Raw genomic sequence first — 24,904 nt, 5'->3', positions numbered from 1 at the left:
AGCACGATTTGAACTTAGTCGTCGCCCGCCGCTGCGGACGGGCCGCGGTCCAACACTCCTTTGCGCCACGACCCGGTCCGGAACCACGCGACAGCAACGACGAACGAAGCGACTGCACCGAAGACGTACGCCCACCAGAGTCCTTCGACGCCCCACGTAAGCCCGGAGACGGGACCGATTCCGGGGACGGAAACCGTCCACGCGAATGCAAGCACGAGCGCGACGGGAACGCGGAAAATCCACCGCGAGAGGAACGACAACACCATCGCCGCCTTGGTGATTCCCGCACCGCGGAACGCGCCCTGAATGACCATCACGCCGCCGAAGAACGCCCACGATGGGGCGACCATCCGGAGGAACGTGACGCCCTCGTCGACGACGGCCTGCTCGCCGATGAACAGACGCATGGCTTCGGCGGGGAACGCCATCACGAGTCCACCGGCGGCAAAGAGGATTCCCATCGTCGCTATCATCGCCGTCCACGTGACGGACGCCGCTCGCTTGGGTGTTTGCGCACCCAAGTTCTGCCCGACGCCGGTCGCCGTCGCCTGTCCGACAGCCCCAGAGACGGTCCACGAGACGGACATCAGCCGAACGCCGATACCGTAGGCCGCGGTCGCAATCGGACCGAATCGGGCGACGAAGCCAGCCATCACGACCGCCGAGAAGCTTCGCGCCCACCCGTCGAGCGTCGCAGGATAACCGATATCGACGAGTCTCTGTAGGCGCTCCGGGTCCGGTCGGAGGTCGGCGAGGTGGAGTTGGACGCCCCAGTCTCCACGGAGGAGAATGTAAACGCCGGCCGCCGTGGCGAACAGACGTGCGATGAGAGTTGCAATCGCCGCGCCCCGCGTTCCCATCCCGGGGATTGGTCCCCATCCGAGAATGAGAATCGGGTCGAGGAGGACGTTGAGTCCCGCGGAGGCAACCATGAGCCACATGGCTGTCTTGGTGTCACCCGCGCCCTGCAAGGCGGCCCGGAACGCGAAAAAGAGGAACGTAAGCGGGAGCGAGAGGAACACCACCTCGATGTAGGCAAGCGCTTTGGTGAAAACGGGACCCTGTGCTCCGATAAGGCTCAAAAGCGGGTGTCTGAACGCGAAGCCGACGACTGCGAGGACGATTGAGACGGCGAGCGTGAGGAGAATCGTCTGGCCGACGACGTGGTCCGCCTGTCTGTCCTCCCCAGCACCGATGTGCTGGGAGACGAGCGCAATCGTCGAGGCGGTGATTCCCATCGCGGTCGAGACGAACATCCAACTCGTCGGGAACATGAGCGAGACGGCGGCGACGGCGTCGGCACCGACGCGCCCGACCCAGAACACGTCCGCGAGGTTGTAGAGCGTCTGGAGGAGGTTCCCCGCAACGAGCGGCCACGAGAGGGCGAGCAGTTTGGGGGCAATAGCCCCTTCTGTCATGTCGATTCGTGATTCACTCGACACGTTTTGTGGTTTGGCTCACAGACGTTAGCGCTTCTGGTGTCATGTCAGCCCAAACTCGTGTTGGACCTCGCCTGTCAGCCTGAACTTGTGTTGCTGTCTCGTCTGTCGGCAGCGAACATACACCTTCGCGCGCGAGGCGCGCTCACACCCGCACACTCGCATCCGCGCGCGTTAGGCCTTCTACACCAAGAATATGGGCACGAAAGGTTTAGGATAACCCCCGACATATCGCCGCTCAATGAGCCGCGGCCCGGAACTCATCATCACAGAGAAGGACAACGCCGCGAGGCGTATCGCCGACATCCTGAGCGGCGAGACCGCCTCCGCAGAGCGAATGAACGGCGTCAACGTCTACAAGTGGGGTGGGAAACGCTGTATCGGTCTGTCAGGTCACGTCGTCGGCGTGGATTTCCCGCCGGAGTACAACGACTGGCGCGACGTCGAGCCAGTCGAACTCATCAGTGCGCCCGTCGAGAAACACCCGACACAGGAGAACATCGTCGCCGCCTTGCGACGACTCGCTCGCAAGGCCGGAAACGTCACCATCGCCACAGACTACGACCGCGAGGGTGAACTCATCGGCAAGGAGGCGTACGAACTCGTCCGCGACGTGAACGAGGACGTGCCCGTCGACCGAGTTCGATTCTCCTCGATTACGAAACGCGAGGTGACAGAGGCGTTCGAGAATCCGGACGACCTCGACTTCGACCTCGCCGCCGCCGGCGAGGCGCGACAGATTATCGACCTCGTCTGGGGGGCCGCACTTACGCGCTTCCTCTCGCTTTCGGCCCGGCAACTCGGCAACGACTTCATCTCGGTCGGACGCGTGCAGGGACCGACGCTGAAACTCATCGTCGACCGCGAGCGCGAAATCGAAGCGTTCGACCCCGAGGACTACTGGGAACTGTTCTCTAAACTCACGAAGGACGCCGACGGGGCCGCCGAGTCCTTCGAAGCCCAGTACTTCTACCTCGACGACGACGGGACCGAAGCCGAGCGCATCTGGGACGAGGAGGCCGCCGAATCGGCCTACGAGACACTCCTCGATGTCGATGCCGCGGAAGTCACCGCCGTCAAGCGCCGCACTCGAACCGACAAGCCGCCCGCGCCGTTCAACACCACCCAATTCATCCGCGCCGCTGGGTCTATCGGCTACTCCGCCCAGCGGGCGATGAGCATCGCCGAAGACCTCTACACGGCGGGCTACATCACCTACCCGCGGACCGACAACACGGTCTACCCCGACGACCTCGACCCCCGCGAACTCCTCGGCGCGTTCGAGGGTGACCGTCGGTTCAAAGAGGACGCGAAGTCCCTCCTCGAACAGGAGGAAATCGAACCGACCGAAGGCGACAACGAGACGACCGACCACCCGCCGATTCACCCGACGGGTGAACTCCCGTCCGCCTCCGACCTCACGGAAGACGAGTGGGACGTGTACGAACTCGTCGTCCGGCGCTTCTTCGCCACCGTGGCCGAGAACGCGGTGTGGGAACACCTCCGGGTCGTCGCCGAGGCCGCCGGTCTCTCGCTCAAGGCCAACGGTAAGCGCCTCCTCGAACCGGGCTACCACGAAGTCTACCCGTACTTCAACTCCACCGAATCGTTCGTCCCCGACGTTGAAGAGGGCGAGGCGCTCGTGCTCTCCGAGACGCATCTCGACGCGAAGCAGACCCAACCGCCGCGTCGCTACGGGCAGTCGCGACTCATCGAGACGATGGAACAGATGGGTATCGGGACGAAAGCGACCCGCCACGACGTGATTCAGAAGCTCTACGACCGCGGCTACATCGAGAGCGACCCGCCGCGTCCGACCCGCCTCGCGCGGGCCGTCGTGGAGGCCTCGGAGGACTTCGCGAAACTCATCGTCAGCGAGGAGATGACCTCGCAACTCGAATCCGACATGCTGGCTATCGCCCGCGGCGAGGCCACGCTGGAGGACGTCACCGAGGAGTCCAAAGAGATGCTCGGAGACGTGTTCGAGGGCCTCATGGAGTCCCGCGAGGAACTCGGGAAACAGCTTCAGGACTCCCTGAAGGCCGACAAGACGGTCGGCACCTGTCCCGACTGTGGCGGCGACCTCGTCGTCCGCAAGAGCCGCCGTGGGTCGTACTTTATCGGCTGTGACTCCTATCCCGACTGTACCTACACCCTCCCGCTCCCCTCGACCGGCAAGCCGCTCATCATGGAGGACGCCTGCGAAGAGCACGACCTCCATCACATCAAGATGCTCGCCGGGCGCAAGACGTTCGTCCACGGCTGCCCGCTCTGCAAGGCCGAGGAAGCGGACGAAGAAGACGACCTGATTATTGGGTCGTGTCCCGAGTGCGGTGAGGGTGCGACGTCGGAGGCGTCGCAAGGCGAAGGCGGTGAAACCGCCGAAGCGGGCGGCGAACTCGCTATCAAGCGCCTCCGTTCCGGCTCCCGACTCGTCGGCTGTACCCGCTATCCCGACTGCGATTACTCGCTGCCGCTCCCCCGCCGCGGCGACATCGAAGTCACGGACGAATCCTGCGAGGAACACGACCTGCCGGAACTCCGAATCACCTACGAGGGCGACCGCGAACCGTGGGACCTCGGCTGTCCCATCTGTAACTACCGCGAGTATCAGGCCCAGCAGAACGGCGAGGGCGGGTCCGACTTAGAGAGCATCAAGGGTATCGGCGCAAAGACCGCCGAGAAACTGAAAGACGCCGGTATCGAGGACGTGAAGACGCTGAAAGCGGCCGAGCCGGACGACGTGGCTTCGAGAGTGGATGGTGTCGGTGCGGATACGGTTCGGAAGTGGCAGACTGCGGCTGACTAAGGTTCCTGCCAAGAGTAGGTCTTCTCTCGGCCATTCTCGACAGACACTTCCGGTAATCGAGCGAGCCAGACGCCGAGCGAACTCGCCCGGCGCTCCGCGCTACTATGTGATAATTCTGACTCAGTCTCTACACGGTGAATTAGGGAACTATGCCGAAGCGATCCGGATTCACGGAGTGTGCCGGTGAGACAGGAGATCATTTCTGTATCCCGAATCGCGTCAAGGAGGAGATTTTCGGCTTCTTCGTTGAGTCCCGCGACTCGATATGCGACGTACCGAGCACCGGTTCGGTTGAGCGACCACCGTCGTTTCTTGTGTTTCTCATCATCGGGCCACTCTTGATGAACAAATCCGAGAATCCACCCCGCGGTTGCGTATAGGTCTGCGTGGCGAGGAGACACGTCAGCGGTGGCGACGATATCATCCTTCGTACCGCGAGTGTCGCGGATAGCAGCCAAGACGGCGTCAAGTGTATCGAACGAGTTCGCAAGAGGGATTCGTTTTGACGGAATCGGACCGGTCTCGTCTGGCTTTCCGAACAGTTTCCAGAACGTGTCGTCAGGTTCGAACAGCTCAGTCCCCCGACGAACACCGACCTGTAACTCTATCATCGACTCGAATAATGCCGAGCCGTTCACCAGATGAATCCCAGCACGTGCAGCACTTTCGGTTGCGGGGTCGGTAAACGAACTCGTCGTGATAACCGTCCCAGTATCACAACCGGTGTCAGCTAATGCGCCCTGAAACCGCTGTATTTCGGGCGAGCCAACCGTGTTCGTCGGAGTATACTGTTTCACCTGAACGCCCAATGAGATATCGAGAAGCGAATTTTGGACACTCCCGTCAATATCAATACCACCGTCCTGTCGGAAGGCGGTCACCGAAAACCGCGCTGGAGGAAGTGACTCTGTGAGCACCGACTCACAAAGCAACTCGAACTCCTCCGCGGAGAGGGCCATCGCTTGGTCTTCGACGTACTCAGTTGCAGCGACAGCATCCATTTCAACGGCATATTTGGTGATAGTCGATTTAAAATTCACTCCAAACTGGGTACCGCCCCACAACTTTCGCACGCTTTTTAGGCCCCCTCAAGCATAGACCGACCAATGAGCTATCCGTGGGAAGACTGGGACCACATCACCAAAATTGACCCCGACAAGGACCTCGTCGACGGCGAAACGTTCGAAGACGTGTGTGAGACGGGCACCGACGCCCTCGAAATCGGCGGGACGCTCGACATCACCGAGGAGAAGATGGAGCGCGTCGTCGAGGCCACCGCGAAATACGACGTGCCAATCTATCAGGAACCGTCGAACCCCGGCGTCGTCATCGACGACCCCGCCCTCGACGGCTACCTCATCCCGACGGTGTTCAACGCCAGCGACTCCTTCTGGATTACCGGCGCGCACAAAGAGTGGGTCCGCATCGAGGACGGACTGGACTGGGACCGCACCCACACCGAGGCGTACATCGTGCTGAACCCCGACTCGTCGGTCGCCGAGTACACCGACGCGGACACCGACCAGTCGGCCGAGGACGTGGCGTCGTTCGCCCGCGTGGCCGAGAAGATGTTCGGCCAAGAAATCGTCTACATCGAGTACTCCGGGACGTACGGCGACCCCGAGAAAGTCGGCGCAGCACACGACGCCCTCGACGACGCGACGCTGTTCTACGGCGGCGGTATCCACGACTACGAGTCAGCGTACGAGATGGGCCAGAACGCCGATGTCGTTGTCGTCGGAAACCTCCTGCACGACAACGGTGTCGACGCAGTCCGCGAGACTGTCGAAGGTGCAAAAGACGCGACGGCGGAACTCGCCGACGTGCAGTAACGACGGTCGAATCGGTCTCTCTCTCTGACTACGCTGTCCTTTCTGCGACGCAATCTCTCTCTACTGCGACCCTACTACAACGCTACTGCCGTCCCGCTGTAACTCCGCTGCAACGCTACTCCCAACCTGCTGTGTCAGTCTGTACTTCCGGACGCCAGCCGCCGCTCTCCGTCGGCGTCTCAGGTGCACCCCGACCGAGGAGCGTCGCGGACGCGACGAGTAGCAGAAACGAGACGACGCTGGCGAGCACGACGCCACCGAATGGGAACGCCCCGAAAAGGAAGGTCAGGAGCCGACCGCTAAAGACCACGAGCGCGACAGCAGAGACGACGGGGACGAACGAAATGTCGAACACGAGGGTGCGAGTAACGGGAACCGCGGCGGCGAGAGACTGCTCGCGGGCGAGGGCGACCGTCGCGGCCGCCGAGAGATAGGTCCCGACGAGTGCGGCGACTGCGGCGACGACGAGTCCAACAATGCCGAACGCGGAGAGTCCGAGGTACTGGAACATCCGGGGGTCAAAGACGTAGGCGAGCGCCGCGAGCGACGGGCCCGAAGACGAGAGAACTGCGGTCGCGATGCCGACCGCTGGCAGTTGAAGCGCGACGAGAACAGCCGAAAGACGCATTCCTTCGACCGCCATGCCGGGGAAATCGTCGAACGAGGGGAGTGCAGTGGCGTCGTAGTCACCAGCGCGGACGAGTTTGGCGACGTAACCGACGAGCAAAATCCCTGCGAGCGGCGTGGCAAACGACGCGAGCGTTACGAGCATACCGACGACGAAGGTGTCGAACGAAGTCTCCTCGGTGAGTGGGAGTGCGAAGGCGGATTCGAAGTCTGAAACGTCCATGTTCGAGGCGAGGTGGTTCCGTGTTAGTACATAAACCTCCGCCCAGTCATCGGATTACCTCTCGGCAGAGAATATGGTATGTGATGGCACGAATGGAATCGACCAACTACCGTCGTTCGCGGGGTGTCTGTGACGGAATTTCGTGATTCCGCGGAGCAAAGACACGATGTTTAAGACGTACGGTCCGGAACCACGTCGTATGCGAAACCGAACGTACACGGCCGACGCCGAACCCGGTGACACAGTCACCGTCGCCGGCTGGGTCCACGAAGTTCGTGACCTCGGCGGCATCGCGTTCCTGATTCTCCGGGACACGAGCGGCAAGATTCAGGTCAAATTCGAGAAAGACGAGATGGACGACGACCTCGTCGAGACGGGGCTTGGCGTCCACCGCGAGAGCGTCATCTCCGTGACTGGCGAGGTCGCAGAGGAGCCTCGCGCACCGACGGGTGTCGAAGTCACGCCTGAGAGCCTCGACGTTATCGCCGAGGCCGAGGCACAGCTTCCCCTCGACCCCTCCGGAAAGGTCGACGCCGAGCTTTCGACGCGCCTCGACAACCGGACGCTCGACCTCCGCAAGGACGAAGTGAAGGCAATCTTCGAGATTCGCGCCGAAGTCCAGCGCGCCGTCCGCGACGAGTTCCGCAACCTCCGCGCAACCGAGATCAACACGCCGAAAATCGTCGCCACCGGTACCGAAGGCGGCACTGAACTCTTCCCCATCACCTACTTCGGACAGGAAGCGTTCATGAACCAGTCGCCACAGTTGTTCAAGCAGCTGATGGTCGGCTCCGGACTCGAACGCGTCTTCGAAGTCGGGCCGATCTTCCGCGCCGAAGAGCACAACACGCCGCGGCACCTCAACGAGGCGACCTCCATCGACTTCGAGTCGGCCTTCATCGACCACACCGAAGCGATGGACGTCTGTGAGGCCGTCGTCAAGGCCGCCTACGAGGCAGTCGAGGAGAACTGCCAGGACGAACTCGAAGCACTCGGCCTCGCCGAGGAGTTCGAAGCGCCGTCCGGCGAGTTCCCGCGTCTCACCTACGAAGAGGCCATCCAGCGCATCAACGCCACGGGCGAACTCGACGAGCAACTCGTCTGGGGTGACGACCTGCCGACCGAGGGCGAGAAGGCACTCGGCGAGGACGTCGGTGAGCACTACTTCATCACCGACTGGCCCAGCGAAATCAAACCGTTCTACATCAAGGACCACGACGACGACGAGACCCTCTCGACGGGCTTCGACATGATGCACCCGAACATGGAACTCGTCTCCGGTGGCCAGCGTGAACACCGCTTCGACCACCTCGTCGCAGGCTTCGAACAGCAGGGTCTCGACCCCGACGCGTTCGAATACTACACGAAGATGTTCAAGTACGGCATGCCCCCGCACGCAGGCTTCGGTCTCGGCGGCGAGCGTCTCATCATGACGATGCTCGGGCTTGAGAACATCCGGGAAGCTGTGCTGTTCCCGCGAGACCGCCAGCGTCTCTCTCCGTAGAGACGCTCCGGGCGAGCGGGAACAGGGAGCAACGCGAAGCGTTGCGAGTGAGTTCCCGCGAGACCGGCAACGCCTGAGTCCCTGACGAAGGCGTTGTGAGCGAACGAGACGAGCGCACGCGAGTCTCGTCAGACCGTCAGCGTCTGTCGCCGGAGGCGACGACGCCCCACTGGTTACCCCACAAACGACGCCAACATTCATTTTTCCGAAACAATCGTTATCTCTCAACGAGTGGACACACTATGCACGAACGTCACCATCGAGAGAGGGCAGGATGAGCCATCCGGAAGGGGGAACCGACGACGATGTCGACGACGACGGGGACTCCCCACTCGAACAGTTGGTCGCCGGTGTCGTGATGGCGTTCATCTTCCTCGTCGGGTTCGGACTGCTCGCACTTGGTGTCCCGTGGTTCTGGGTAGCGTTCCCAGTGGGGTTTGCGGGTGTCCTGCCCGCCGCGATAGCACTCGCTCGGCTCTACGAGTCCCGCGATAGCGACGACGCGACCGCGACAAGCGAAACCGAAGACGCATTAGAGACGCTTCGTCAGCGGTACGCGGAAGGTGAGCTAACCGAAGCCGAGTTCGAGGCGAAAGTCGAACGCCTGTTAGAGACCGAGACGGTTTCAGACGCTCGAAAACAAGTCGAAAATCGGCAGCGAGACGAGACGGAAACGACCGCAGAGACGGAGTTCGAACAGACGTGAAGGTAGTGGCTCGTCGGGCAACGAAACGCAACACCGTTAACCGACCCGCATCGTAGAAAAACCGATGAGCGACGACGCGACGGCTTTCGTCCCCGGCCACATCACGGGCTTCTTCAGCGCCCATCCCGACGACGACCCGGCAGTCGCGGGGTCTCGCGGCGCAGGACTGACGCTCTCGCACGGCGTTACCGTAACCGTCGAACCGGCAGCCGAATCTGTCGTCTGCCTCGACGGCGAGGTAGTCGAAATGCCGCCCGTCGCGGATGTACTGCAGCGACTCGGTGTGAGCGCCACCGTCAGAGCCGAGAGCGAACTCCCGCTCGGTGCCGGGTTCGGCGTCTCCGGTGCGATGGCACTCGGAACGGCTCTCGCGGCCAACTCGGTCTTCGGCTGTGCCCGGTCGGAAAACGAACTCGTCACGGTCGCCCACGAGGCAGAGGTTCGGGCGGGGACGGGACTCGGCGACGTGGTGGCGCAGGCGCGCGGTGGGATGCCCATCCGGGTCGAACCCGGCGCGCCAGCCTACGGTCGGATGGACGGAATTCCCGCTCGCCCGCGCGTGGAGTACGTCGCGTTCGGCGGGCTGTCGACCGCCGAAATTCTTTCCGGCGATACGACGACGCTCACCGCCGCCGGGGAAGCGGCACTTGGTGAACTCCGTACCGAGCCGACGCTGGAGCGGTTCGTCGCCGAGTCGAGACAGTTCGCCCGCGATGCCGACCTGCTCACGGAGCGAGTCGAGGCGGCACTCGAAGACGTTCGGGATGGCGGCGGCGACGGGTCGATGGCGATGCTCGGCGAGACGGTGTTTGCCGTCGGAACCGGGCTTTCGGACGCCGGATACGACCCCGAAAGCTGCCGCGTACACGCTGCTGGGGCGACGTTACAGCGTGAGTAGTGTTTCGGCTGGTCCCTCGTCGGCGATGAGAAAACGTGTTAGTTCAGCGGTGACGACACCACACGCATGAGCGACATCGAGATTCCCGAGAGTCACCCGCGATACCAGTCGCTTCTCACCAGACACCGCATCGAAGCGGGCGTCGAGAAGGGTATCACGAGCAGGCAGGGACTCATCGCACAGGGCCGCGGCGAGGCATTCGACTACCTCCTCGGCGAACAGACGATTCCGAGCGCGGACGAGGCGGCACGGGCCGCCGCGGCGCATCTCCTTCTCGCCGAGCACCCGGTTATCTCCGTCAACGGGAATGTCGCGGCGCTCTGCCCCGAGGAAACCGTCGAACTCGCAAATGCGGCCGACGCCGACATCGAGGTGAACCTGTTCAACCGCACCGACGAGCGCATGCAGGCTATCGTCGACCACCTCCGCGAGCACGGTGCCGACGAGGTGAAGGGACTCACCGCCGACGGTCGGATTCCGGGCATCAACCACGAGCGAGCGAAAGTCGACGCCGACGGCATCGGCAGCGCCGACGTGGTCGTCGTCCCGCTCGAAGACGGCGACCGCGCGGAGGCGCTCGGTGAGATGGAGAAGGTGGAAATCGTCGTCGACCTCAATCCGATGTCGCGCTCCGCACAGGTCGCCAGCGTTCCCATCGTGGACAACATCATCCGTGCGGTCCCGAATATGACCGAACATGTGCGCGAGCTACAGGACGCCACGCGGGAAGAACTGGAAGCTATCGTCGGCGACTTCGACGCCGACGAGGCCCTTGACGCCGCTGAGCAGGCGATTCGGTCCGGCGGCGACGAGTGAGCGCCGGGCGACACCAACTCAATTAAATCCGCTAATCAGCACCGCGAGCCACTGCGCTGGGTCACGTCGCCGACGGACCTCGATTGCGTCAATCCACTTGACCCACTGGAACCCGCGGCGGTTCGGCGCGACGAGTCGAAGCGGTGCCCCGTGGCCGTGCGAGAGTCGTTCGCCACCGACGTGCGTTGCGAGTAGCATCTCCCGTGCTTCCTCGATGGGGAACGACCACCGATACCCAGTGACCGACCGGACCGTGACCCACCGTGCTGACGAGTGAACCTCCGCGCTCGCGAGCACGTCGCCGAGTCTGACGCCGGTCCAGTCCTGTTCCGTGTACCACCCGCTTGTGCAATCGAGGAGGACAGATTGTGTTTCGTCTGGGGAGAGGTCCGCGGTGCCAAGCGTGAGTGGTTGCTCGACCAAGCCAGCTACCGAGAGCGACCACGCCTCGGAGTCGAGTGGGTCGGGGTCGTCGGCGACCCAACTCGTAACCGGAAACGACGCGTTTCCGTCGCCCGGCGGAAGCGGCCGAGACCCGGTGAACCGACGACTGACGCCACGGAGCGCCCCGGCAGTCTCTGTCGCCCGGTACGCCGCCGCGCCGAAGACGAGAATTGCCCCGTACTGGAGCGCTTGCCGTCGTCCAGCGAAGTCGACCCGGCGAGGCGTGTGGAACCGCGACCGAAGATGGATGATGAGAATCGGAAGGACGAGCAGGCCGAATCCGATGTGGACGTTGAGCAGTGTCCAGAAGCCGACGCTGATTTTGATGCCGAGAACCCACGCGATGCCGGTACCCAATGCTGCGAGTGCGACGACGGCGAGGAGGATGGAGACGGCAGTGTGCCGGTCGTAGAGTCGCGAGTCGAGAACGCGGTGGCGGACGCGGAAGAGTTTGAATCCGACGAGGACGACGAGCGAGAGACCGGCGACGCCGTGGACGACGAACAGTAGACTGTTGGCAGGATGGCCAGCACCGAGGCTCACGACGCCCGAAAGCGTCTGGAACAACACGAGCACGAAGATGGACCAGTCGACCGCCCGCGGTGGTGGTTCGACCCGTCGGAGTGCTCGGAGGGTGCGCCCAGCCATGCGAAAGACTAGCGTGGCAAAGCGGAAGAACTCGTCGCGAGAGGGTAATCGAAAAGAGCGTGTGAGGGGGAAGAGACGGATGAACCGACGGTCTCAGTCGTCAGCCGAGAGCGCCGATGGCAGTTCGGCGGGCAAGCGGTCGCGGTCGTGCGGTGCGGTGAAATCGAGGTCCGGGCCGACGCCGTAGATGCGCTTCGGGTTGATATCGTCGTGGCTGACGAAGTAGTGGCGGACGATGTGGTCCATGTTGACCGTCTGTTCGACGCCCGGCAACTGGTAGAGTTCCTTCGTGTAGTTCCAGAGGTTGTCGTACTCGTGGATGGCCTTCTTGTTGCACTTGAAGTGGGTGTGGTAGACGTGGTCGAATCTGACCAGCGTTACGAACATCGCGATGTCGGCTTCGGTGAGCACGTCGCCCGCGAGGAATCGCTGGTCGTCGAGGACTGATTCCCAGTGGTCGAGCGCGTCGAACAGTTCGTGGACGGCGTTCTCATAGGCCTCCTGTGTCGTCGCGAACCCGGCGCGGTAGACGCCGTTGTTGATGGGTTCGTAAATCTCGTCGATGAGGCGGTCCACATCGTCCTCGTAGCCGTCGGGGTTGAGGTCCACGTCGTGCTCGGCGAGTGGGTCGAACGCCTCGTCGAGCATCCGCATAATCTCGCGGGACTCGTTGTTGACGACGGTCTCGCGTTCTTTGTCCCACAGCACGGGGACGGTAACGCGCCCGGTGAACTCGTCGTCGGCACGGAGGTAGATATCGCGGAGGAACTCCTTGCCGTAGAGCGGGTCCGGCAGGTCTTCGGAGAACTCCCACCCGTCGTCGATGCGGACCGGTTCGACGAGCGAGAGCGAAATCACGTCTTCGAGTCCTTTCAGCGCGCGCGTCATCGCGGTCCGGTGTGCCCACGGACAGGCGCGGCAGATGTACAGATGGTATCGCCCCGCTTCGACGGGGAACCGCTCGTCCTCACCGACCCAGTTTCGGAACGTCGTCGTCTGGCGCTCGAACTCACCGTCTTCGTTGTTGGCGACGAACTCGCCGGTTCGCCACTCGCCTTCGTAGAGCATGTTCATGCTATCACGACCTGGGGTGCTCGCATCGACCGTTCGTTAGGTCGAGAGCGACAAAAGTGGGAAGGAGACATCGATGTAACCGGGTTGCGAGTCGGATTCGGTCGGTTTCAGTCAGCTGCTGAAGACCGATAACTGTAATTTTGTTGTCTCTGTCCCGTCAGAAGTCGCCCATCAGTAGATTTTACTACTTGGTGGTATCACTAAGTAGTATGTCGTTCGACGGATTCACCGACGCGACAGAAGCACAGGTCACGCGCGCAATCTCCGACTCGTGGATGGAGGAGTTCCGCGAGCGGACGGACACCGACGTTATCATCGTCGGCGGCGGACCCTCCGGACTCGTCGCAGCGAAGGAACTGGCGGAACGCGGTGTCGACGTAACCATCGTCGAGAAGAACAACTACCTCGGCGGTGGCTTCTGGCTCGGTGGGTTCCTGATGAACAAGATTACCGTCCGCGGTCCCGCTAACGAAGTCCTCGACGAACTCGACGTTCCGTACGAAGAAAGCGACGAGGCCGACGGACTCTACGTCGCGGACGGCCCGCACGCCTGTTCCGCGCTCATCAAGGCCGCCTGCGACGCCGGTGCCGAAATCCAGAACATGACGGAGTTCACCGACGTCGTCCTCCGCGAAGACGACCGCGTCGGCGGCATCGTCATGAACTGGACGCCGGTCCACGCCCTCCCGCGCGAACTCACCTGTGTCGACCCGATTGCCGTCGAATCCGACCTCGTGCTGGACGCGACGGGCCACGACGCCGTCGTCCTCTCGAAACTCTCCGAGCGCGGTGTCCTCGACGTGAGCGGTATCGAACACGCGAAGACGCACAACACGGGCATGGACAAGACCGGCGACGGCGAGTACGGCGCACCCGGCCACGACTCCCCCGGCCACGACTCGATGTGGGTCTCCGAGAGCGAAGACAACATCGTCGAGCAGACGGGCGTCGTCCACCCCGGCGTCGTCGCCTCGGGCATGGCCGTCGCCACCGCGCACCACCTCCCGCGCATGGGCCCGACCTTCGGTGCCATGCTGCTTTCCGGCAAGCAAGCGGCGCAGGCGTGCCTCGACGAACTCGGCCACGACGCACCCGAAGTGAACATCAGCGGTCCCGCGGCCGCCGACGACTAACTCGGTCCAAACCCGGGGTTGTCTCCCTCCCGGGAACACCCAAGATACTCAACTGGTCCGTATCTGAAGTGGAGACGCATGAGCACTTTTTGAAGAAGTAGTTGGGAGTCAGCGACTGGCCTACGCAACGACGCCCGCTCGAATCCGAGCGAACCCGAGGACGTGAGTCCGCCGGTGCGTCACGCGACACCGTGATTCGAGCGCTCGATGGGCCGCAACGAGTCGCTCATTGAGCATCTCGGTCGGTGACCCGCGCATCGTCCGCGCTCCCGGCGGGGCAGTCATCCGAACGAGCGTCCGAAACACCGGGTTGAGGGTTCGCCACGTCGAAACCGTGGTTTCTGCGAGGTCGACCAAGCAGAGTCGGCCGCCCGGACCGACGAGGTCGGCCCACGACGAGACCACGGCGGCAGGGTCGGAGAACATCCCGGAAACGAAGGTTGCGAGAACGGCGTCCGGGGCGTGTTTCTGAATCGGGGGCCGGGTCGCGTCCGCGCGAACGAGGCGAACGTTCGGGTACTCGCGGACGCGCTCGCGGGCGACGGCGAGAACGCCGGGTGAGAAGTCGATGCCGACGACGGTTCCCTCCGGGCCGACTCGCTCCGCGAGGTACGAGAGGTTCGCGCCCGTCCCACAGCCCATCTCGACCACTGTGTCGCCGGGAGAGAGGGCGAGCGCATCCGCCGCCTCGGACCTGACGGTTCCGGAACCCGGCGCTCGGCGGGCGAGTGTGTCGTAGAGGCGTGCCCAGCGAGTGTAGAACGACTGCGAGATAGTTGCCGGAGACTGAGACTGAGACCGTGACTGGGGCTGGGACCGAGACTGAGACTGAGACCGTGACTGGGGCTGGGACCGAGACTGAGACTGAGACCGTGACTGGGGTCGGAGCTTGGACCAGTACTGTTCGACCGACGAAGGGAGAGCCATCTGGTTAGAGCAAGACGCGAACCACGTTGGCGACCGTCGGCGCGTCCGGGCCGAGGATGTACGTGATGGGTTCGATACCGTAGCCGCCGCTCTGGTAGATGATGAACGTCTCCGGGAGGTCGCGGCCGTCGAGGACTTCACGCACCGGGTCGGTCGGGGCGTCAGGGTTGAACTCGATGCACTCGTACCCCGCGTCTTCGAGGTCGTCGATGACGCCCGCGTCGTAGACGATGTTGAGCGCGGCGTTCACGTCGGCACCGGCGTCGCGGGCAGATAGGAGGACGCCCGCAACGTGTTCGCTGACGCCGAATTCGGGTTCGCCGGGAACGGTCGCCTGCCCTTTCACGTCGAAGATTCGGCCGGGAATCGCGGCGATGTCGTCGATGCTGTCGGCGTCAGGGAGCGATTCCACGAGATTCGACCCGACGTTTGGGATGAGACCCGCAAATCCGGACGTGTTCGTGAGCATTCGGAGACCGCGGCGGACCGAAGAGCGGACCTGCTCGACGGTTCGCAGTCGGCCGCTAGGGTCGTGAATACTGCGAAAGCCGTCGTACGAGGCCAGTTCCGGCATCTCCTCTTCGTGAAGGTCGGACAGGAGGTCGCCCTCTTCGAGTTGTCGGATGAGGACTTCCGCCTCGACCAGCGCCTGCACGGGCGTCATGTCGCCCGTCGAAAGCCCGTCGCCGATGCGAGAGACGAGGTCGACCACGCGGGCGTCGGTGGCGACGCGCTCGTTCGTGCTGACCTCGCCATGGGCGTACTTCGAGACGGCGCTCTGGCTGATACCGAGCGCTTCAGCGACCTCGGACTGGGTGAATCCGCGGTCGCGCAGGTCTTCCGCGAGGAGCGCACGGAACGTCGGGAGGAACGCGTCGACGACGATTTCCTCGATGAATTTCATTCGTCGCCACCGAACTCGGGGTCCGACCCGATGCGCGAGGCCTGCGGCCCGCTTTGACCCTGATATTTCGACCCGCGCTCGCTCCCGTAGGGTCGCGCCGCCGGCGACTTCATCTCCGTAAATACGAGTTGCGAGATGCGCATACCGGGAGTGAGCGCAACGGGTGCGGACCCGAGGTTCGAGAGTTCGAGCGTAATCTGTCCCTCGTATCCGGGGTCGACGATGCCCGCCGTGGCGTGGATGACCACGGCGAGCCTGCCGAGCGACGAGCGACCTTCGACGGTCGCAAGCAGGTCCGGCGGAATCTCCACGCGTTCTTTGGTCGTCCCGAGAACGAAGTCGCCCGGATGGAGAATGAAATCGTCACCCTCGTCGACGTGCGTCTCGCGGACGTATTCGCTCACTTCGTGCTCGCGGTTCGGGTGGATACAGGAGATGTTCGTGCGCTGGAACTCCAGAAACTCCGTGCCCAGTCGGAGGTCGACGCTCGCAGGTTGGACCTGCATGTCGATGTCGTCGATTGGGTCAACTACGAGGTCACCCTCCTTGAGGCGCGAGAGGATATCGGCGTCCGAGAGTATCATGTTCGAACAGAGCGCGACGGGGAAGGTAAATCCATCTTCTCGAACGACGGATGCGGGCGTCCACGGGCAATACGGGTCGTTGAGTTGACACCCTGTGCGGTTTAGACAGCAGGCTGTTAGATGAGTTCGAGCAGCAGGCCGATGAGACTCAAGCCAACAGTGACGCTGGCTGCGGAACCGATGTCGATATCGCGGGCGCGGGCGAGACCGTACGTTCGAATATACGTCCCCCACGCGACGACCACGAGCATAGCGACGGTGCTGACGAGACCAAGACCTGAGAAGGATGCTTGCATTGCATTCAACGCGCCTTCGGGGTTCGACGGTATCGACACCTGCTTGAGTTGGTAGACAACAAACGTCCCGACCGTGAGGACACGAAACACCATCGGAACCATCCCCCACCCCGAGACAACGAGGCTATCGGTGAAGCGGCCGTCTCCGCCGACAAGCCAACTTCCGAGATGGAGGAGACTGCCCTCGAACAGCCACACTAATGGCACGAAGACCAGCATCGCGAGCGGAATCCACGAGTATTCTTGCCAGATGAGGTCGCCGAGGCGTTTGTCGAGCGTCTCAGGGACAGATGGGTCACAACCCGACGGCGCTTCCATGTCGTCGAACGCACCGCCCGGTTCGTACTGTTCACACGCGTGCTCGGGGTAGTGCTCCGGATTATCGACCGAGACCTGCTGGTCGAGTTGTTGCGTGAACGTCCAGAGGATGCCGCCGACACCAGCGGTAATGACGACCGTCACGACCGCGACGGCGACGAGCGCGCGACCGAAATCGAGTGGTGGCGTTTTCGATTCGAAGTATTTGCGTGGCTTGAGGAGGGGTGTTCGGGGACCGGACATCAGTCGAACCAACGGAGATGTCAGACAAAGGTTTTGTCTCCTCGACAGGAGTGAGTTCCCGATGACAGCGAACGGTGCATCCTCGACGCCCGCGATGGGAGGACATTTACCGCGTCGGCGGGGAGTAGGCGGCATGAAACAGGCCATCGTCGCACGCGCCGACCTCGGCATGGGCCGAGGAAAGCTTGCCGCGCAGGTCGCCCACGCCTCGCTGTCCGCCTACGAGGACACCGACTCGCAGACCCGAAAGCGCTGGAAGGGCGAAGGACAGAAGAAGGTCGTGCTCAAGGCCAACGGCGAGTCCGCGCTGTTCGAACTCGCCTCGAAAGCCGAACACGAGGGCATCCCGCACGCGGTCATCCGCGACGCAGGACACACCCAACTCGAACCCGGTACGGTGACGGCGCTCGCTGTCGGCCCCGCCGAAGACGACCTCGTCGACCGCGTGACCGGCGACTTATCTCTCTACTGATGCGCGAAGCACACTCGCTCGAACGCGCCGTCGGCATCGACCACTACGTGAGCGATGCGGACGGCGTCGGCGGCGTCCTCCGGGTCAAACCCGAGGACTTCCGCGTCCGCGAACTCGAACTCGACTCGCTGAACATCCGCCCGCCGGACGCGCCGACGGGAGACTTCCCCAACCTCGTCGTCCGCGCCACCCTTCGCGGGTGGGACACGAACGACTTCGCCGGTCGTCTCTCCGACGAACTCGGCGTGAGCAGAGAGCGCGTCTCGTGGGCCGGAACGAAGGACAAACACGCCGTGACGACCCAGTTGTTCACGGTCCACGGCGGTGACGCCGATAACGTCCCCGAGATTCCGAACGCCGACATCGAAGTCGTCGGTCGACTCGGTCGAACCCTCGACTTCGGCGACCTCGCGGGCAACGGCTTCCGTATCCGTGTCCGCGACCCAGAAAGACCGGAAAACACCGCGGCCATCACCGACTCGCTCCGCGAGTTCAGCGGCCGAGACGACGTGGTCGGCGTCCCCAACTTCTTCGGCCACCAGCGCTTCGGCAGCATCCGACCCATCACGCACACAGTCGGTCTTCACGTCATCCGCGGCGAGTGGCGCGAGGCGGTCCTCGCGTACTGCGGCGGCCCGACAGAGGACGAACCCGAAGAGACACAGGAGGGCCGCGCAGTCGTCAACGAGGAAGCCGAATCCGCCGACCCCGACTGGCACCGTGCACTCGACCGGATTCCGGGCTACCTCGGCTACGAGCGTGGGATGCTCCACCGCCTCGCCGAAGACGGTGCGGAGACCGACGCAGACTGGCGCAATGCGCTCGAATCAGTTCCCTCGAATCTCCAGCGACTCTTCGTCAACGCCGCGCAGTCCTACGCGTTCAACCGAATGCTCTCCGAGCGCCTCGACCGCGGTCTCCCGTTCGACGAACCCGTCGAGGGCGACGTGGTCTGTTTCGCCGACCGCGACGCACCCGACGGTCTGGAACTCCCCGACGTGAGCCGTCTCCAGTCGGCGACCGGCCGCCGAGTCGACGTGATGGCCCGTCACATCGAGCGCGGCCGCGCCTTCGTCACCGCACCACTCGTCGGCACCGAGACGGAACTCGCCGAGGGAGAACAGGGAGACATCGAACGGGCCGTCCTCGACGATCTGGACCTCGAACCGGGGGATTTCGACCTCCCCGGAAACTTCCAGTCGACCGGGACGCGGCGAGCGATTCTCGTCCGCACTGACCTCGGAATCGACGAGGGTGACGAAGACGACGGCGTCGTGTTCGACTTCGCGCTCCCGCACGGGTCGTACGCGACCGCCGTGATGCGCGAGTATCTAAAGGCTGGCCCGCTGGACCTCTAAGGCGCCAGTTCGTTATTTTCCGGCGTTCGTTTCCGTCTCCGCCCGCCGTCTCAATTCGCTCGCACGGGTCGTCGCATGGCCGATAGCCGCGAACGGAAGCGAGAGGAGCGCCGCGACGACGGCGAATCCGACTGCGAGCGCGACCGTCCCCAATTCGAATCCTGCCGCCTCGGCGGCCGGCGGGAAGTACGACCACGCGGGAACGGCGAATGCGAGCGTCGCGACGGCCGAGCCGAGTCGCAATCGACCGTGGGCGCTCGCGACACCGAGTGCGTAGCCGACCGCGAGCGGGAGCGCCAGCGTCGCAGTTCGAGCGACCGCCGGTCCGGAGAAAAGGTATGCCACGCCCGCGCCGAGCGCAATGGGTGCCATCGCGTACAGCGAGCCAGCGACGATGCCCTCGGTCTTCGAGCGTCCGGCGAAGACGGCCCCTGCAGCGGCGAGAAAGACAACACCCGTTCCGGCGACGACAACGGGCTTGTCGCGGGCGAAGACCGCAACGAGTGGGATTCCCGCTGAGGCGACGAGCGCAAAAGCGAGTTCGGCAGTCGTTCGGGTATCCGCGGGGTTGTTGTGGACGAAGAAGGCACGGAAGCTTCCGGCGGCAATCCATGCAAGAACGGCGAAGAAGGCCGTCGAGATGGGGGCTGCCCGGCGAAGATAGGATGCGATAGCACGGCCGGTGTCGAGCGCCGACTGAAGCAACTGGTTCGCGAGTCGGATTGTCGTTTCCGGGTCGAGTGCGAGCGCGACTAAGCCGACGAGACCGGCGAGTGCGAGTGGAGAGAGAGACGCGAGAAGGGCGCGGCGGCGCATGTACGCAGGACTCTCGGACACGGGAACCAATAGTTTTCGCCACAGGGAGAGCGTCGTATCGCGGTGAGAGAACCGCCTTTCGGAGGGGGAACCACAGCAGAGCGCATAAACGACCTTTTGTACGCGCATACCCGACACGTCAATATGCACTGCCGGCGGTGTGGTAATCCGTTAGAGAAACCCGGAGACTACTGTCTCACCTGCAACACCGCCAACTGCGATGTCGTCGTCGCCGTCTTCGATGCCGACCGCGCGACGCTGACATTTCTCGACGAAGACGACGTGGTCGGCGAGACGACGGTGACGACGATACCCGAATCGGACGACGAGACGAAGGTCGTCCAACTGCGGAACTTCGCCGGGTTGGTCGCCGACGAAATTCGGCGGAAGCGCCCGGAGACGGTCTACGCCGCCGGTGAACGAGCCCCCCTCCGGGAAACTCGCGCGCAACTCCACTACGAGTTCTACCGCGTCTCCGACGACGACCCAGTCCAGAGTGTCCTCGACAGTCGCGGCGAACGGACATTAGAGGTCGTCGACATCCCGCCCGCGGAGAAACTCGGCGGGAGCCACACGACGCTCATCGGCAGGCGAGCGGGTCGCAGAGCGATTGGTGTGGTTGCCGGTCACCCGCACGTCAAGAAGGTCATTCCCGGTCCCATCGACGCCGGAGGGAAGGGGTCGCGGACGGGACTCCGTGCGAAGGTCACCCGCGCCGACGACAACGGAAACGTCAGACTACTGCTCCGCGACGGGTCGAGCGTCCAAGAAAACCGCATCGTCACGACGGCGATGAACCGCGAGACGGGCGAACGCGTCCGCGACGACCTGAACGAAGCACTCCGCGAAGAAGAACTGCAAGACGAGTGACGATGCGGAGTGTGGTGGGACGCACCCAACGCGACTTCGATGGCAAACTGACAGCAATTCTCGGCGGCGAGACGACTCGTAGGGTTTATCCATACCGGCGAGGTAGTTCGCGGTACTATGGCCGAAAAGAAGGCTCGATCCGTCGGAAGTGCCGGGCGCTTCGGCGCACGGTACGGCCGCGTCGCTCGCCGCCGCGTCAAGGAAATCGAAGCAGAGATGCGCAATGCAAAGGTTGACGGCGATAACGTCACCCGCGTCGAAACTGGCATCTGGAAGAACGAAGAGACCGGCGAAATCTTCACCGGCGGTACCTACCGCCCCGAGACTCCGGCCGGAAAGCAAGTCAGTCGTTCTATCCGCGCCGCGCTCACCGGCGAGAACGAATAATCTCCAAGTAGTCTCGATTCCTCACATCTCACAATGAGCTACAAGTGTTCCCGGTGCAAGCGCGACGTCGAACTGGACGAGTTCGGTGGCGTTCGTTGCCCGTACTGTGGGCACCGCGTCCTGCTGAAGGAGCGGTCCCCCAACGTGAAAGAAGTCGCCGTCGAGTAGCGTGCGCCCAGCGCACAGCGCTTCTCTCGAATTTGACTACCCCGACGAGCGGCGCGCACGTGTTGTCGAACGCAGCGTCGCCGTCGAAGTCGGCGAAATCGACGACGCCCGCTCAGGTGCGAGCGTCGACCGCGACGGCAACACCGTCGTCGTCACCGTCGAGGCCGACGACCTCGTTGCCCTCCGTGCAGGCGTAAACTCCTGGATTCGGCTCGTCGAGACCGCAGAGACCGTCGCGGCTGCCGGTGAGTCGCGTTCGCAGTCCGCGTAGGAGACCGCGAGTGTTTTTCCGCATAGGGGCCGCGTTTTTCTGCGTAGGAGACCGCGGGTGTTTTAGGGCCGGCGGCCCGTCAGTTCGGGTATGCAGGGAAGTCTGCCGCCAGAAGCGCAGGAGAAGCTCGAAGAACTGCAGAACCTTCAGGAGACCGCCCAGAACGTCTCTGAGCAGAAGCAGTCCTCCGAGTCGGCACTCAACGAGGCAAAGACGGCACTCGACACGCTCGAGGATGTCGACGATGACTCGAAGATGTACCGCGAAGTCGGCGAACTCCTCATCGAGACCGACTACGAATCGGCCCAGGAAGACCTCGAAGAGAAGGTCGAGAGCCTCGAAGTCCGCGTCGAGCAGCTGACGAAGCAGGAGACGCGCGTCCAAGAGAAGTTCGAGAGCCTTCAGGAAGAACTGCAGCAGATGCTGCAGGGCGGTGCCGGTCCGATGGGCCCCGGCGGCGCATAAATGCCACAGCCAACGGACGAAGAAGTGGTCGAGACCGCCGCAGAGGCGGCTGAAGGCCTCATCTTCGCCCGGTTCAAGCAGTCCCGCGTCAAGGACTTCGATGTCACCGTGACGTTCGAAGACGGCGTCCTCGACGTCGACGTGTACATTAACGCACCCGACGATGCCGAAAACGCCGAAGCAGTCGCCGAAGAGGCGGCCAAGACGGCGCAGGAAGCCGTGGACGAACTGTTCGCGGCCGCTGACGAAGAGTAGGGATTCTCGCGGGAACCCCCCGCACTCGTTTCCGACGCAGTGAGCGACGCGTGTTTCTCTCGTCGCCAGTCCCGAGTTCGATGCGAATTCGCCGGACTCTCGTTTGATGCGAATACACCAATGTACACGAACGAACAGCGTGCAACTGCCCGGTATAACTATAACAGACCATGCACTATGGTACCCCATGCCAATACGGAAGACGCCGAGAGGAACGACCGCATTGGACCGCCTCCGCGAACGATACAGCGATGCTGACCGCACGTGCTCGGAGTGTGGCTACGTCGATACCGACGGCGAGTGGTCGGCCAAGACGACCGGTTCGAGGGTGCTCTACCGACACGTCTGTCCGAGTTGCGGTGCAATCGAGACGCGAACACTCTCGCTAAAGAAGTGATAGCTCGGTCTTCGGACCTGTAACATTACCCGGTGAGTGACTACGCTGGCTGAAAGGTGGTGCGACGAGGGTGAATTCTTACGTGACGATGAGGGGTACCTACGTAAGGAAGAACACGAGCAGGCTGACGGCCATCGACGCGAGCAGGACGGCGAGCGCCAGCGCACCGCCCATCGAGACGACGACGTTGGCGTGACTGGCGAGCGTTTCGGTCCGGTCGTTCCCGAAGATGGTTACTTCGACACGTTCAGTTGCCATCCCCGCGCTCACGGGTTCGCTGTCCGCGGCCGCCTCGTCGACGAGTCGTTCGATGGTTGCGAGGAGTTCGTCTTGGTCGATGACCGCACCGACCTGATTTTCGGCCTTGACGGTGTTGACGATGTGCGTGTCCGTCGTCATCACTTCCGCGATGTCGGCCGAGGCGTCCGGCCCGGTTGTGATGGCTTCGACGATGCGGTCGCGTAGCCCCGGTTCCATATTGTTCCCGTCGATGAGGACGTACGCGGTCGTCTGGTCGTTGACCTGCATTAGCGCCACGCGAATACCCAGCGGGCCGATACCCTCACGCGGTATCCACTCGGTTTCGTCCGCCGCGACGCCGAGAGAGAGCGTCCCGTGTGACAGGTCGGTGAGTTTCTCACCCGCGAGTCCGGCGGCGGATATCATGTCGAACGAGCGCTTGCTCCCCGGCGTGACGTGACCGAGGTCGGGCCCCTGCAAACCGTTGTTGCAGTTGTGTGCATCCACGAGGAGGACGTTTCGAAGTCCCTCGGTTCGAGCCTCCGCAGACGCCGAGAGACCGACCGCGTACTCGACGTCGTCTGCGAACTGCGGGGCGTACGTCGAAACGAGGACCGCATCGTCGCCGAAGCGCTGGCCGAGCATTTTCATGTCGCCGGATTCGACGCGGACGCTTTCTGTCACGTCGGTACTGTACTCGATTTTCTCGTAGGCGCTGTCGACGGCGTCGAGAACCACGTCGACTTCGCGCTCGGTGACGAGATTGAAATCGTGACCAGCGGTGGCGTGCGGCGGGAATGCGAGTCCTTCGGCGCGTCTGGCCACCCGTTCGGGGAAGTTGCCGCCGCCGATTTCGCCCATCGGGCCGGGATGAATCATCGGAAGGACGAACCGGGCCTTCTCGCTCCCGTCGTCACACTGGAACGAGAGGACGGTGATAGGGACGATTGCCTCCTGCCCGAGTTGCTCGAAGAAGTCTTCCAGTTCGCGCGTTCCCTCGGCGATGTGGCCGATGAATCCGCGGATGAAGTCGAGGACAGAAACCCCGAGGCTGCGACGCCACGGGCGGTCGACGACGCGGAGGAAGGCGAAGACACCGAAGGCGTAGATGACACAGGTGATAGCGAGGAGTTGGAAGTGGCTGAGGGCGATAAAAGACAGTTCGGGCGGCGCTCTGCCGGAGCGAGCGAGATACGGCATCAAGTACGCATCGACGATGGGCCCTCCAACCTGATAGAAGTGAAGCGTCCCGCTGTAGATGAAGAGTAAGACGGCGGACGTCAGCGTCTGGATACTCGCCGGAACCGACGCGATGAGAAGCGACGAACGAGAGACGGCCATGACGATAAGCAGACGGAACGCGAACACTGACGCGAGAGCAACGACGAACGCGTCGAAGACGAACGTCTGTCCGAGACCAGTGAGATACGAGATAATCGCCGCCAGTGTGACGATAATCACGATGAGAATCTCACCGGCCAGTGCGAGAAGCGACGAGCGATTCCGAGTTAATTTCCCGCCGACGAGTCGGTCGACACCGGTGGTACCGAATGCCGCAACGACGGTTGGGATTCCGATGAAGAAGATGCCTTCCCAGGCGTCTCGCCCGAGGAAAAAAAGTCCCCGCCACGACCCGGCGAGGTCGCCCGAGTCGAACGCCGCGATGCCGGCCATCGCGGCGACGAGCAAGGCGAACCCGAGACTCGTGTACCAGTTGGGTGCGCGAAAGATAAATCGCGACAACCCAGCGAGGTCGCTCTGCGTGGAGGTCATTTTCCGA

Annotated in this window: 27 protein-coding genes; 16 read left to right on the top strand and 11 right to left on the bottom strand. The window is 63.1% G+C overall.

Translation table 11 applies throughout. The annotated features are described in order from the left end of the window. Positions 1 to 14 precede the first annotated feature (14 nt). Positions 15 to 1,442 (bottom strand): MATE family efflux transporter, encoded by a 1,428-nt coding sequence (locus HFX_RS03125; protein WP_014732157.1) that lies wholly within the window; start codon positions 1,440 to 1,442, stop codon positions 15 to 17. A gap of 238 nt (positions 1,443 to 1,680) precedes the next feature. Here HFX_RS03125 and HFX_RS03120 point away from each other — a divergent pair, with 238 nt between their 5' ends. Continuing rightward, entirely contained in the window at positions 1,681 to 4,248 is a 2,568-nt protein-coding gene (locus HFX_RS03120; RefSeq protein WP_004057583.1) for a DNA topoisomerase I, read from the top strand. On the opposite strand, the gene HFX_RS03115 is transcribed toward HFX_RS03120, so the two are convergent. After that, positions 4,245 to 5,249, bottom strand: a complete 1,005-nt coding sequence (locus tag HFX_RS03115; protein WP_004057584.1) for a restriction endonuclease — start codon at positions 5,247 to 5,249, stop codon at positions 4,245 to 4,247. The genes HFX_RS03120 and HFX_RS03115 overlap by 4 nt on opposite strands. Positions 5,250 to 5,354: 105 nt before the next feature. On the opposite strand from HFX_RS03115, the gene HFX_RS03110 reads away from it, so the two are divergent. After that, positions 5,355 to 6,080, top strand: coding sequence for a phosphoglycerol geranylgeranyltransferase (locus HFX_RS03110; RefSeq protein WP_004057585.1), 726 nt, complete (start codon positions 5,355 to 5,357; stop codon positions 6,078 to 6,080). Between the two features lie 115 nt (positions 6,081 to 6,195). Here the strand turns inward: HFX_RS03110 and HFX_RS03105 are convergent, their stop codons facing one another. Beyond that, positions 6,196 to 6,930 (bottom strand): DUF4013 domain-containing protein, encoded by a 735-nt coding sequence (locus tag HFX_RS03105; RefSeq protein WP_004057586.1) that lies wholly within the window; start codon positions 6,928 to 6,930, stop codon positions 6,196 to 6,198. A gap of 199 nt (positions 6,931 to 7,129) precedes the next feature. Between HFX_RS03105 and aspS the strand changes: the two genes are divergently transcribed. The 4 genes from aspS (at position 7,130) to HFX_RS03085 (ending at position 10,854) form a co-directional block, all read left to right on the top strand. Next, positions 7,130 to 8,434 (top strand): aspartate--tRNA(Asn) ligase, encoded by a 1,305-nt coding sequence (gene aspS / locus HFX_RS03100; protein ID WP_004057587.1) that lies wholly within the window; start codon positions 7,130 to 7,132, stop codon positions 8,432 to 8,434. Positions 8,435 to 8,708: 274 nt separating this feature from the next. Further along, positions 8,709 to 9,140, top strand: a complete 432-nt coding sequence (locus tag HFX_RS03095) for an SHOCT domain-containing protein (RefSeq protein WP_004057588.1) — start codon at positions 8,709 to 8,711, stop codon at positions 9,138 to 9,140. A 64-nt stretch (positions 9,141 to 9,204) separates the two neighbouring features. Continuing rightward, positions 9,205 to 10,038 carry a pantoate kinase gene (locus HFX_RS03090; protein ID WP_004057589.1) on the top strand — a complete coding sequence of 278 codons (834 nt, stop codon included), beginning with the start codon at positions 9,205 to 9,207 and terminating at the stop codon, positions 10,036 to 10,038. 66 nt (positions 10,039 to 10,104) lie between these two features. Further along, complete coding sequence (locus tag HFX_RS03085) at positions 10,105 to 10,854, top strand: 4-phosphopantoate--beta-alanine ligase (protein WP_004057591.1); 750 nt, start codon at positions 10,105 to 10,107, stop codon at positions 10,852 to 10,854. Between the two features lie 18 nt (positions 10,855 to 10,872). Here the strand turns inward: HFX_RS03085 and HFX_RS03080 are convergent, their stop codons facing one another. Together HFX_RS03080 and HFX_RS03075 are read right to left on the bottom strand one after the other, a co-directional pair. Continuing rightward, on the bottom strand, positions 10,873 to 11,946 hold the full coding sequence (locus tag HFX_RS03080) for a molybdopterin-dependent oxidoreductase (protein WP_004057593.1): 1,074 nt from the start codon (positions 11,944 to 11,946) through the stop codon (positions 10,873 to 10,875). 93 nt (positions 11,947 to 12,039) lie between these two features. After that, entirely contained in the window at positions 12,040 to 13,020 is a 981-nt protein-coding gene (locus HFX_RS03075; protein ID WP_004057595.1) for a glutathione S-transferase family protein, read from the bottom strand. A 209-nt stretch (positions 13,021 to 13,229) separates the two neighbouring features. On the opposite strand from HFX_RS03075, the gene HFX_RS03070 reads away from it, so the two are divergent. After that, positions 13,230 to 14,153 (top strand): sulfide-dependent adenosine diphosphate thiazole synthase, encoded by a 924-nt coding sequence (locus HFX_RS03070; protein ID WP_004057598.1) that lies wholly within the window; start codon positions 13,230 to 13,232, stop codon positions 14,151 to 14,153. 120 nt (positions 14,154 to 14,273) lie between these two features. Here HFX_RS03070 and HFX_RS03065 read toward each other — a convergent pair whose 3' ends face one another. The 4 genes from HFX_RS03065 to HFX_RS03050 form a co-directional block, all read right to left on the bottom strand. After that, positions 14,274 to 15,080: a class I SAM-dependent methyltransferase gene (locus HFX_RS03065; RefSeq protein ID WP_081831434.1), complete on the bottom strand. Its 807-nt coding sequence runs from the start codon at positions 15,078 to 15,080 to the stop codon at positions 14,274 to 14,276. 4 nt (positions 15,081 to 15,084) lie between these two features. Next, positions 15,085 to 15,984: a thiamine-phosphate synthase family protein gene (locus HFX_RS03060; RefSeq protein ID WP_004057604.1), complete on the bottom strand. Its 900-nt coding sequence runs from the start codon at positions 15,982 to 15,984 to the stop codon at positions 15,085 to 15,087. Continuing rightward, positions 15,981 to 16,568: a dCTP deaminase gene (gene dcd, locus HFX_RS03055; RefSeq protein WP_004057606.1), complete on the bottom strand. Its 588-nt coding sequence runs from the start codon at positions 16,566 to 16,568 to the stop codon at positions 15,981 to 15,983. Before dcd ends, HFX_RS03060 begins: the two co-directional genes overlap by 4 nt. A gap of 116 nt (positions 16,569 to 16,684) precedes the next feature. Continuing rightward, positions 16,685 to 17,425: a Yip1 family protein gene (locus HFX_RS03050; RefSeq protein ID WP_004057609.1), complete on the bottom strand. Its 741-nt coding sequence runs from the start codon at positions 17,423 to 17,425 to the stop codon at positions 16,685 to 16,687. Positions 17,426 to 17,558: 133 nt separating this feature from the next. Between HFX_RS03050 and pth2 the strand changes: the two genes are divergently transcribed. Together pth2 and truD are read left to right on the top strand one after the other, a co-directional pair. Then, a complete protein-coding gene (gene pth2 / locus HFX_RS03045) occupies positions 17,559 to 17,897 on the top strand; it encodes a peptidyl-tRNA hydrolase Pth2 (protein WP_004057611.1) in 339 nt (112 codons plus the stop codon). Further along, complete coding sequence (truD, locus tag HFX_RS03040) at positions 17,897 to 19,255, top strand: tRNA pseudouridine(13) synthase TruD (RefSeq protein ID WP_004057613.1); 1,359 nt, start codon at positions 17,897 to 17,899, stop codon at positions 19,253 to 19,255. The genes pth2 and truD overlap by 1 nt, the downstream gene beginning before the upstream one ends. A 12-nt stretch (positions 19,256 to 19,267) precedes the next feature. On the opposite strand, the gene HFX_RS03035 is transcribed toward truD, so the two are convergent. Continuing rightward, the gene (locus tag HFX_RS03035) at positions 19,268 to 20,071 is read right to left on the bottom strand and encodes a hypothetical protein (RefSeq protein WP_004057615.1); all 804 of its coding nucleotides are present in this window, start codon (positions 20,069 to 20,071) and stop codon (positions 19,268 to 19,270) included. A 144-nt stretch (positions 20,072 to 20,215) separates the two neighbouring features. Between HFX_RS03035 and HFX_RS03030 the strand changes: the two genes are divergently transcribed. The 7 genes from HFX_RS03030 to HFX_RS19580 all read left to right on the top strand — a co-directional run bounded on the left by HFX_RS03030 (position 20,216) and on the right by HFX_RS19580 (position 22,884). After that, positions 20,216 to 20,941, top strand: coding sequence for a DUF2103 domain-containing protein (locus HFX_RS03030; RefSeq protein ID WP_004057616.1), 726 nt, complete (start codon positions 20,216 to 20,218; stop codon positions 20,939 to 20,941). A gap of 117 nt (positions 20,942 to 21,058) precedes the next feature. Beyond that, a complete protein-coding gene (locus HFX_RS03025; RefSeq protein ID WP_004057619.1) occupies positions 21,059 to 21,328 on the top strand; it encodes an eL43 family ribosomal protein in 270 nt (89 codons plus the stop codon). Positions 21,329 to 21,361: 33 nt separating this feature from the next. Further along, a complete protein-coding gene (locus tag HFX_RS03020; RefSeq protein WP_004044283.1) occupies positions 21,362 to 21,496 on the top strand; it encodes a DNA-directed RNA polymerase subunit P in 135 nt (44 codons plus the stop codon). A 1-nt stretch (position 21,497) separates the two neighbouring features. Next, positions 21,498 to 21,767 (top strand): KEOPS complex subunit Pcc1, encoded by a 270-nt coding sequence (locus HFX_RS03015; RefSeq protein WP_004057621.1) that lies wholly within the window; start codon positions 21,498 to 21,500, stop codon positions 21,765 to 21,767. A 90-nt stretch (positions 21,768 to 21,857) separates the two neighbouring features. Next, complete coding sequence (locus tag HFX_RS03010) at positions 21,858 to 22,232, top strand: prefoldin subunit beta (RefSeq protein ID WP_004057623.1); 375 nt, start codon at positions 21,858 to 21,860, stop codon at positions 22,230 to 22,232. Then, positions 22,233 to 22,487: a DUF3194 domain-containing protein gene (locus HFX_RS03005; RefSeq protein WP_004057625.1), complete on the top strand. Its 255-nt coding sequence runs from the start codon at positions 22,233 to 22,235 to the stop codon at positions 22,485 to 22,487. A 223-nt stretch (positions 22,488 to 22,710) separates the two neighbouring features. Next, positions 22,711 to 22,884 (top strand): HVO_0649 family zinc finger protein, encoded by a 174-nt coding sequence (locus HFX_RS19580; protein WP_004057627.1) that lies wholly within the window; start codon positions 22,711 to 22,713, stop codon positions 22,882 to 22,884. A gap of 99 nt (positions 22,885 to 22,983) precedes the next feature. Here HFX_RS19580 and HFX_RS03000 read toward each other — a convergent pair whose 3' ends face one another. Continuing rightward, positions 22,984 to 24,897, bottom strand: a complete 1,914-nt coding sequence (locus HFX_RS03000; protein WP_004057628.1) for a DUF2070 family protein — start codon at positions 24,895 to 24,897, stop codon at positions 22,984 to 22,986. Between the last annotated feature and the right edge of the window lie 7 nt (positions 24,898 to 24,904).

This window comes from Haloferax mediterranei ATCC 33500 (assembly GCF_000306765.2).
GTDB lineage: Archaea > Halobacteriota > Halobacteria > Halobacteriales > Haloferacaceae > Haloferax > Haloferax mediterranei.
The sequence above is the reverse complement of the archived record's forward strand: the minus strand, read 5'-3'. Positions and strand labels throughout refer to the sequence as shown.

What these genes read in the sequence shown, in the direction of transcription:
- HFX_RS03085 (WP_004057591.1), top strand. Translation starts at nt 10,105, where the DNA reads ATGAGCGACATCGAGATTCCCGAGAGTCACCCGCGATACCAGTCGCTT.
- HFX_RS03025 (WP_004057619.1), top strand. Translation starts at nt 21,059, where the DNA reads ATGGCCGAAAAGAAGGCTCGATCCGTCGGAAGTGCCGGGCGCTTCGGC.
- HFX_RS03020 (WP_004044283.1), top strand. Translation starts at nt 21,362, where the DNA reads ATGAGCTACAAGTGTTCCCGGTGCAAGCGCGACGTCGAACTGGACGAG.
- HFX_RS03010 (WP_004057623.1), top strand. Translation starts at nt 21,858, where the DNA reads ATGCAGGGAAGTCTGCCGCCAGAAGCGCAGGAGAAGCTCGAAGAACTG.
- pth2 (WP_004057611.1), top strand. Translation starts at nt 17,559, where the DNA reads ATGAAACAGGCCATCGTCGCACGCGCCGACCTCGGCATGGGCCGAGGA.
- HFX_RS03090 (WP_004057589.1), top strand. Translation starts at nt 9,205, where the DNA reads ATGAGCGACGACGCGACGGCTTTCGTCCCCGGCCACATCACGGGCTTC.
- truD (WP_004057613.1), top strand. Translation starts at nt 17,897, where the DNA reads ATGCGCGAAGCACACTCGCTCGAACGCGCCGTCGGCATCGACCACTAC.
- HFX_RS03075 (WP_004057595.1), bottom strand. Translation starts at nt 13,020, where the DNA reads ATGAACATGCTCTACGAAGGCGAGTGGCGAACCGGCGAGTTCGTCGCC.
- dcd (WP_004057606.1), bottom strand. Translation starts at nt 16,568, where the DNA reads ATGATACTCTCGGACGCCGATATCCTCTCGCGCCTCAAGGAGGGTGAC.
- HFX_RS03030 (WP_004057616.1), top strand. Translation starts at nt 20,216, where the DNA reads ATGCACTGCCGGCGGTGTGGTAATCCGTTAGAGAAACCCGGAGACTAC.
- HFX_RS03050 (WP_004057609.1), bottom strand. Translation starts at nt 17,425, where the DNA reads ATGTCCGGTCCCCGAACACCCCTCCTCAAGCCACGCAAATACTTCGAA.
- HFX_RS03110 (WP_004057585.1), top strand. Translation starts at nt 5,355, where the DNA reads ATGAGCTATCCGTGGGAAGACTGGGACCACATCACCAAAATTGACCCC.
- HFX_RS03000 (WP_004057628.1), bottom strand. Translation starts at nt 24,897, where the DNA reads ATGACCTCCACGCAGAGCGACCTCGCTGGGTTGTCGCGATTTATCTTT.
- HFX_RS03035 (WP_004057615.1), bottom strand. Translation starts at nt 20,071, where the DNA reads ATGCGCCGCCGCGCCCTTCTCGCGTCTCTCTCTCCACTCGCACTCGCC.
- HFX_RS03005 (WP_004057625.1), top strand. Translation starts at nt 22,233, where the DNA reads ATGCCACAGCCAACGGACGAAGAAGTGGTCGAGACCGCCGCAGAGGCG.
- HFX_RS03060 (WP_004057604.1), bottom strand. Translation starts at nt 15,984, where the DNA reads ATGAAATTCATCGAGGAAATCGTCGTCGACGCGTTCCTCCCGACGTTC.
- HFX_RS03070 (WP_004057598.1), top strand. Translation starts at nt 13,230, where the DNA reads ATGTCGTTCGACGGATTCACCGACGCGACAGAAGCACAGGTCACGCGC.
- HFX_RS03095 (WP_004057588.1), top strand. Translation starts at nt 8,709, where the DNA reads ATGAGCCATCCGGAAGGGGGAACCGACGACGATGTCGACGACGACGGG.
- HFX_RS03080 (WP_004057593.1), bottom strand. Translation starts at nt 11,946, where the DNA reads ATGGCTGGGCGCACCCTCCGAGCACTCCGACGGGTCGAACCACCACCG.
- HFX_RS03105 (WP_004057586.1), bottom strand. Translation starts at nt 6,930, where the DNA reads ATGGACGTTTCAGACTTCGAATCCGCCTTCGCACTCCCACTCACCGAG.
- HFX_RS03065 (WP_081831434.1), bottom strand. Translation starts at nt 15,080, where the DNA reads ATGGCTCTCCCTTCGTCGGTCGAACAGTACTGGTCCAAGCTCCGACCC.
- aspS (WP_004057587.1), top strand. Translation starts at nt 7,130, where the DNA reads ATGCGAAACCGAACGTACACGGCCGACGCCGAACCCGGTGACACAGTC.
- HFX_RS03120 (WP_004057583.1), top strand. Translation starts at nt 1,681, where the DNA reads ATGAGCCGCGGCCCGGAACTCATCATCACAGAGAAGGACAACGCCGCG.
- HFX_RS03115 (WP_004057584.1), bottom strand. Translation starts at nt 5,249, where the DNA reads ATGGATGCTGTCGCTGCAACTGAGTACGTCGAAGACCAAGCGATGGCC.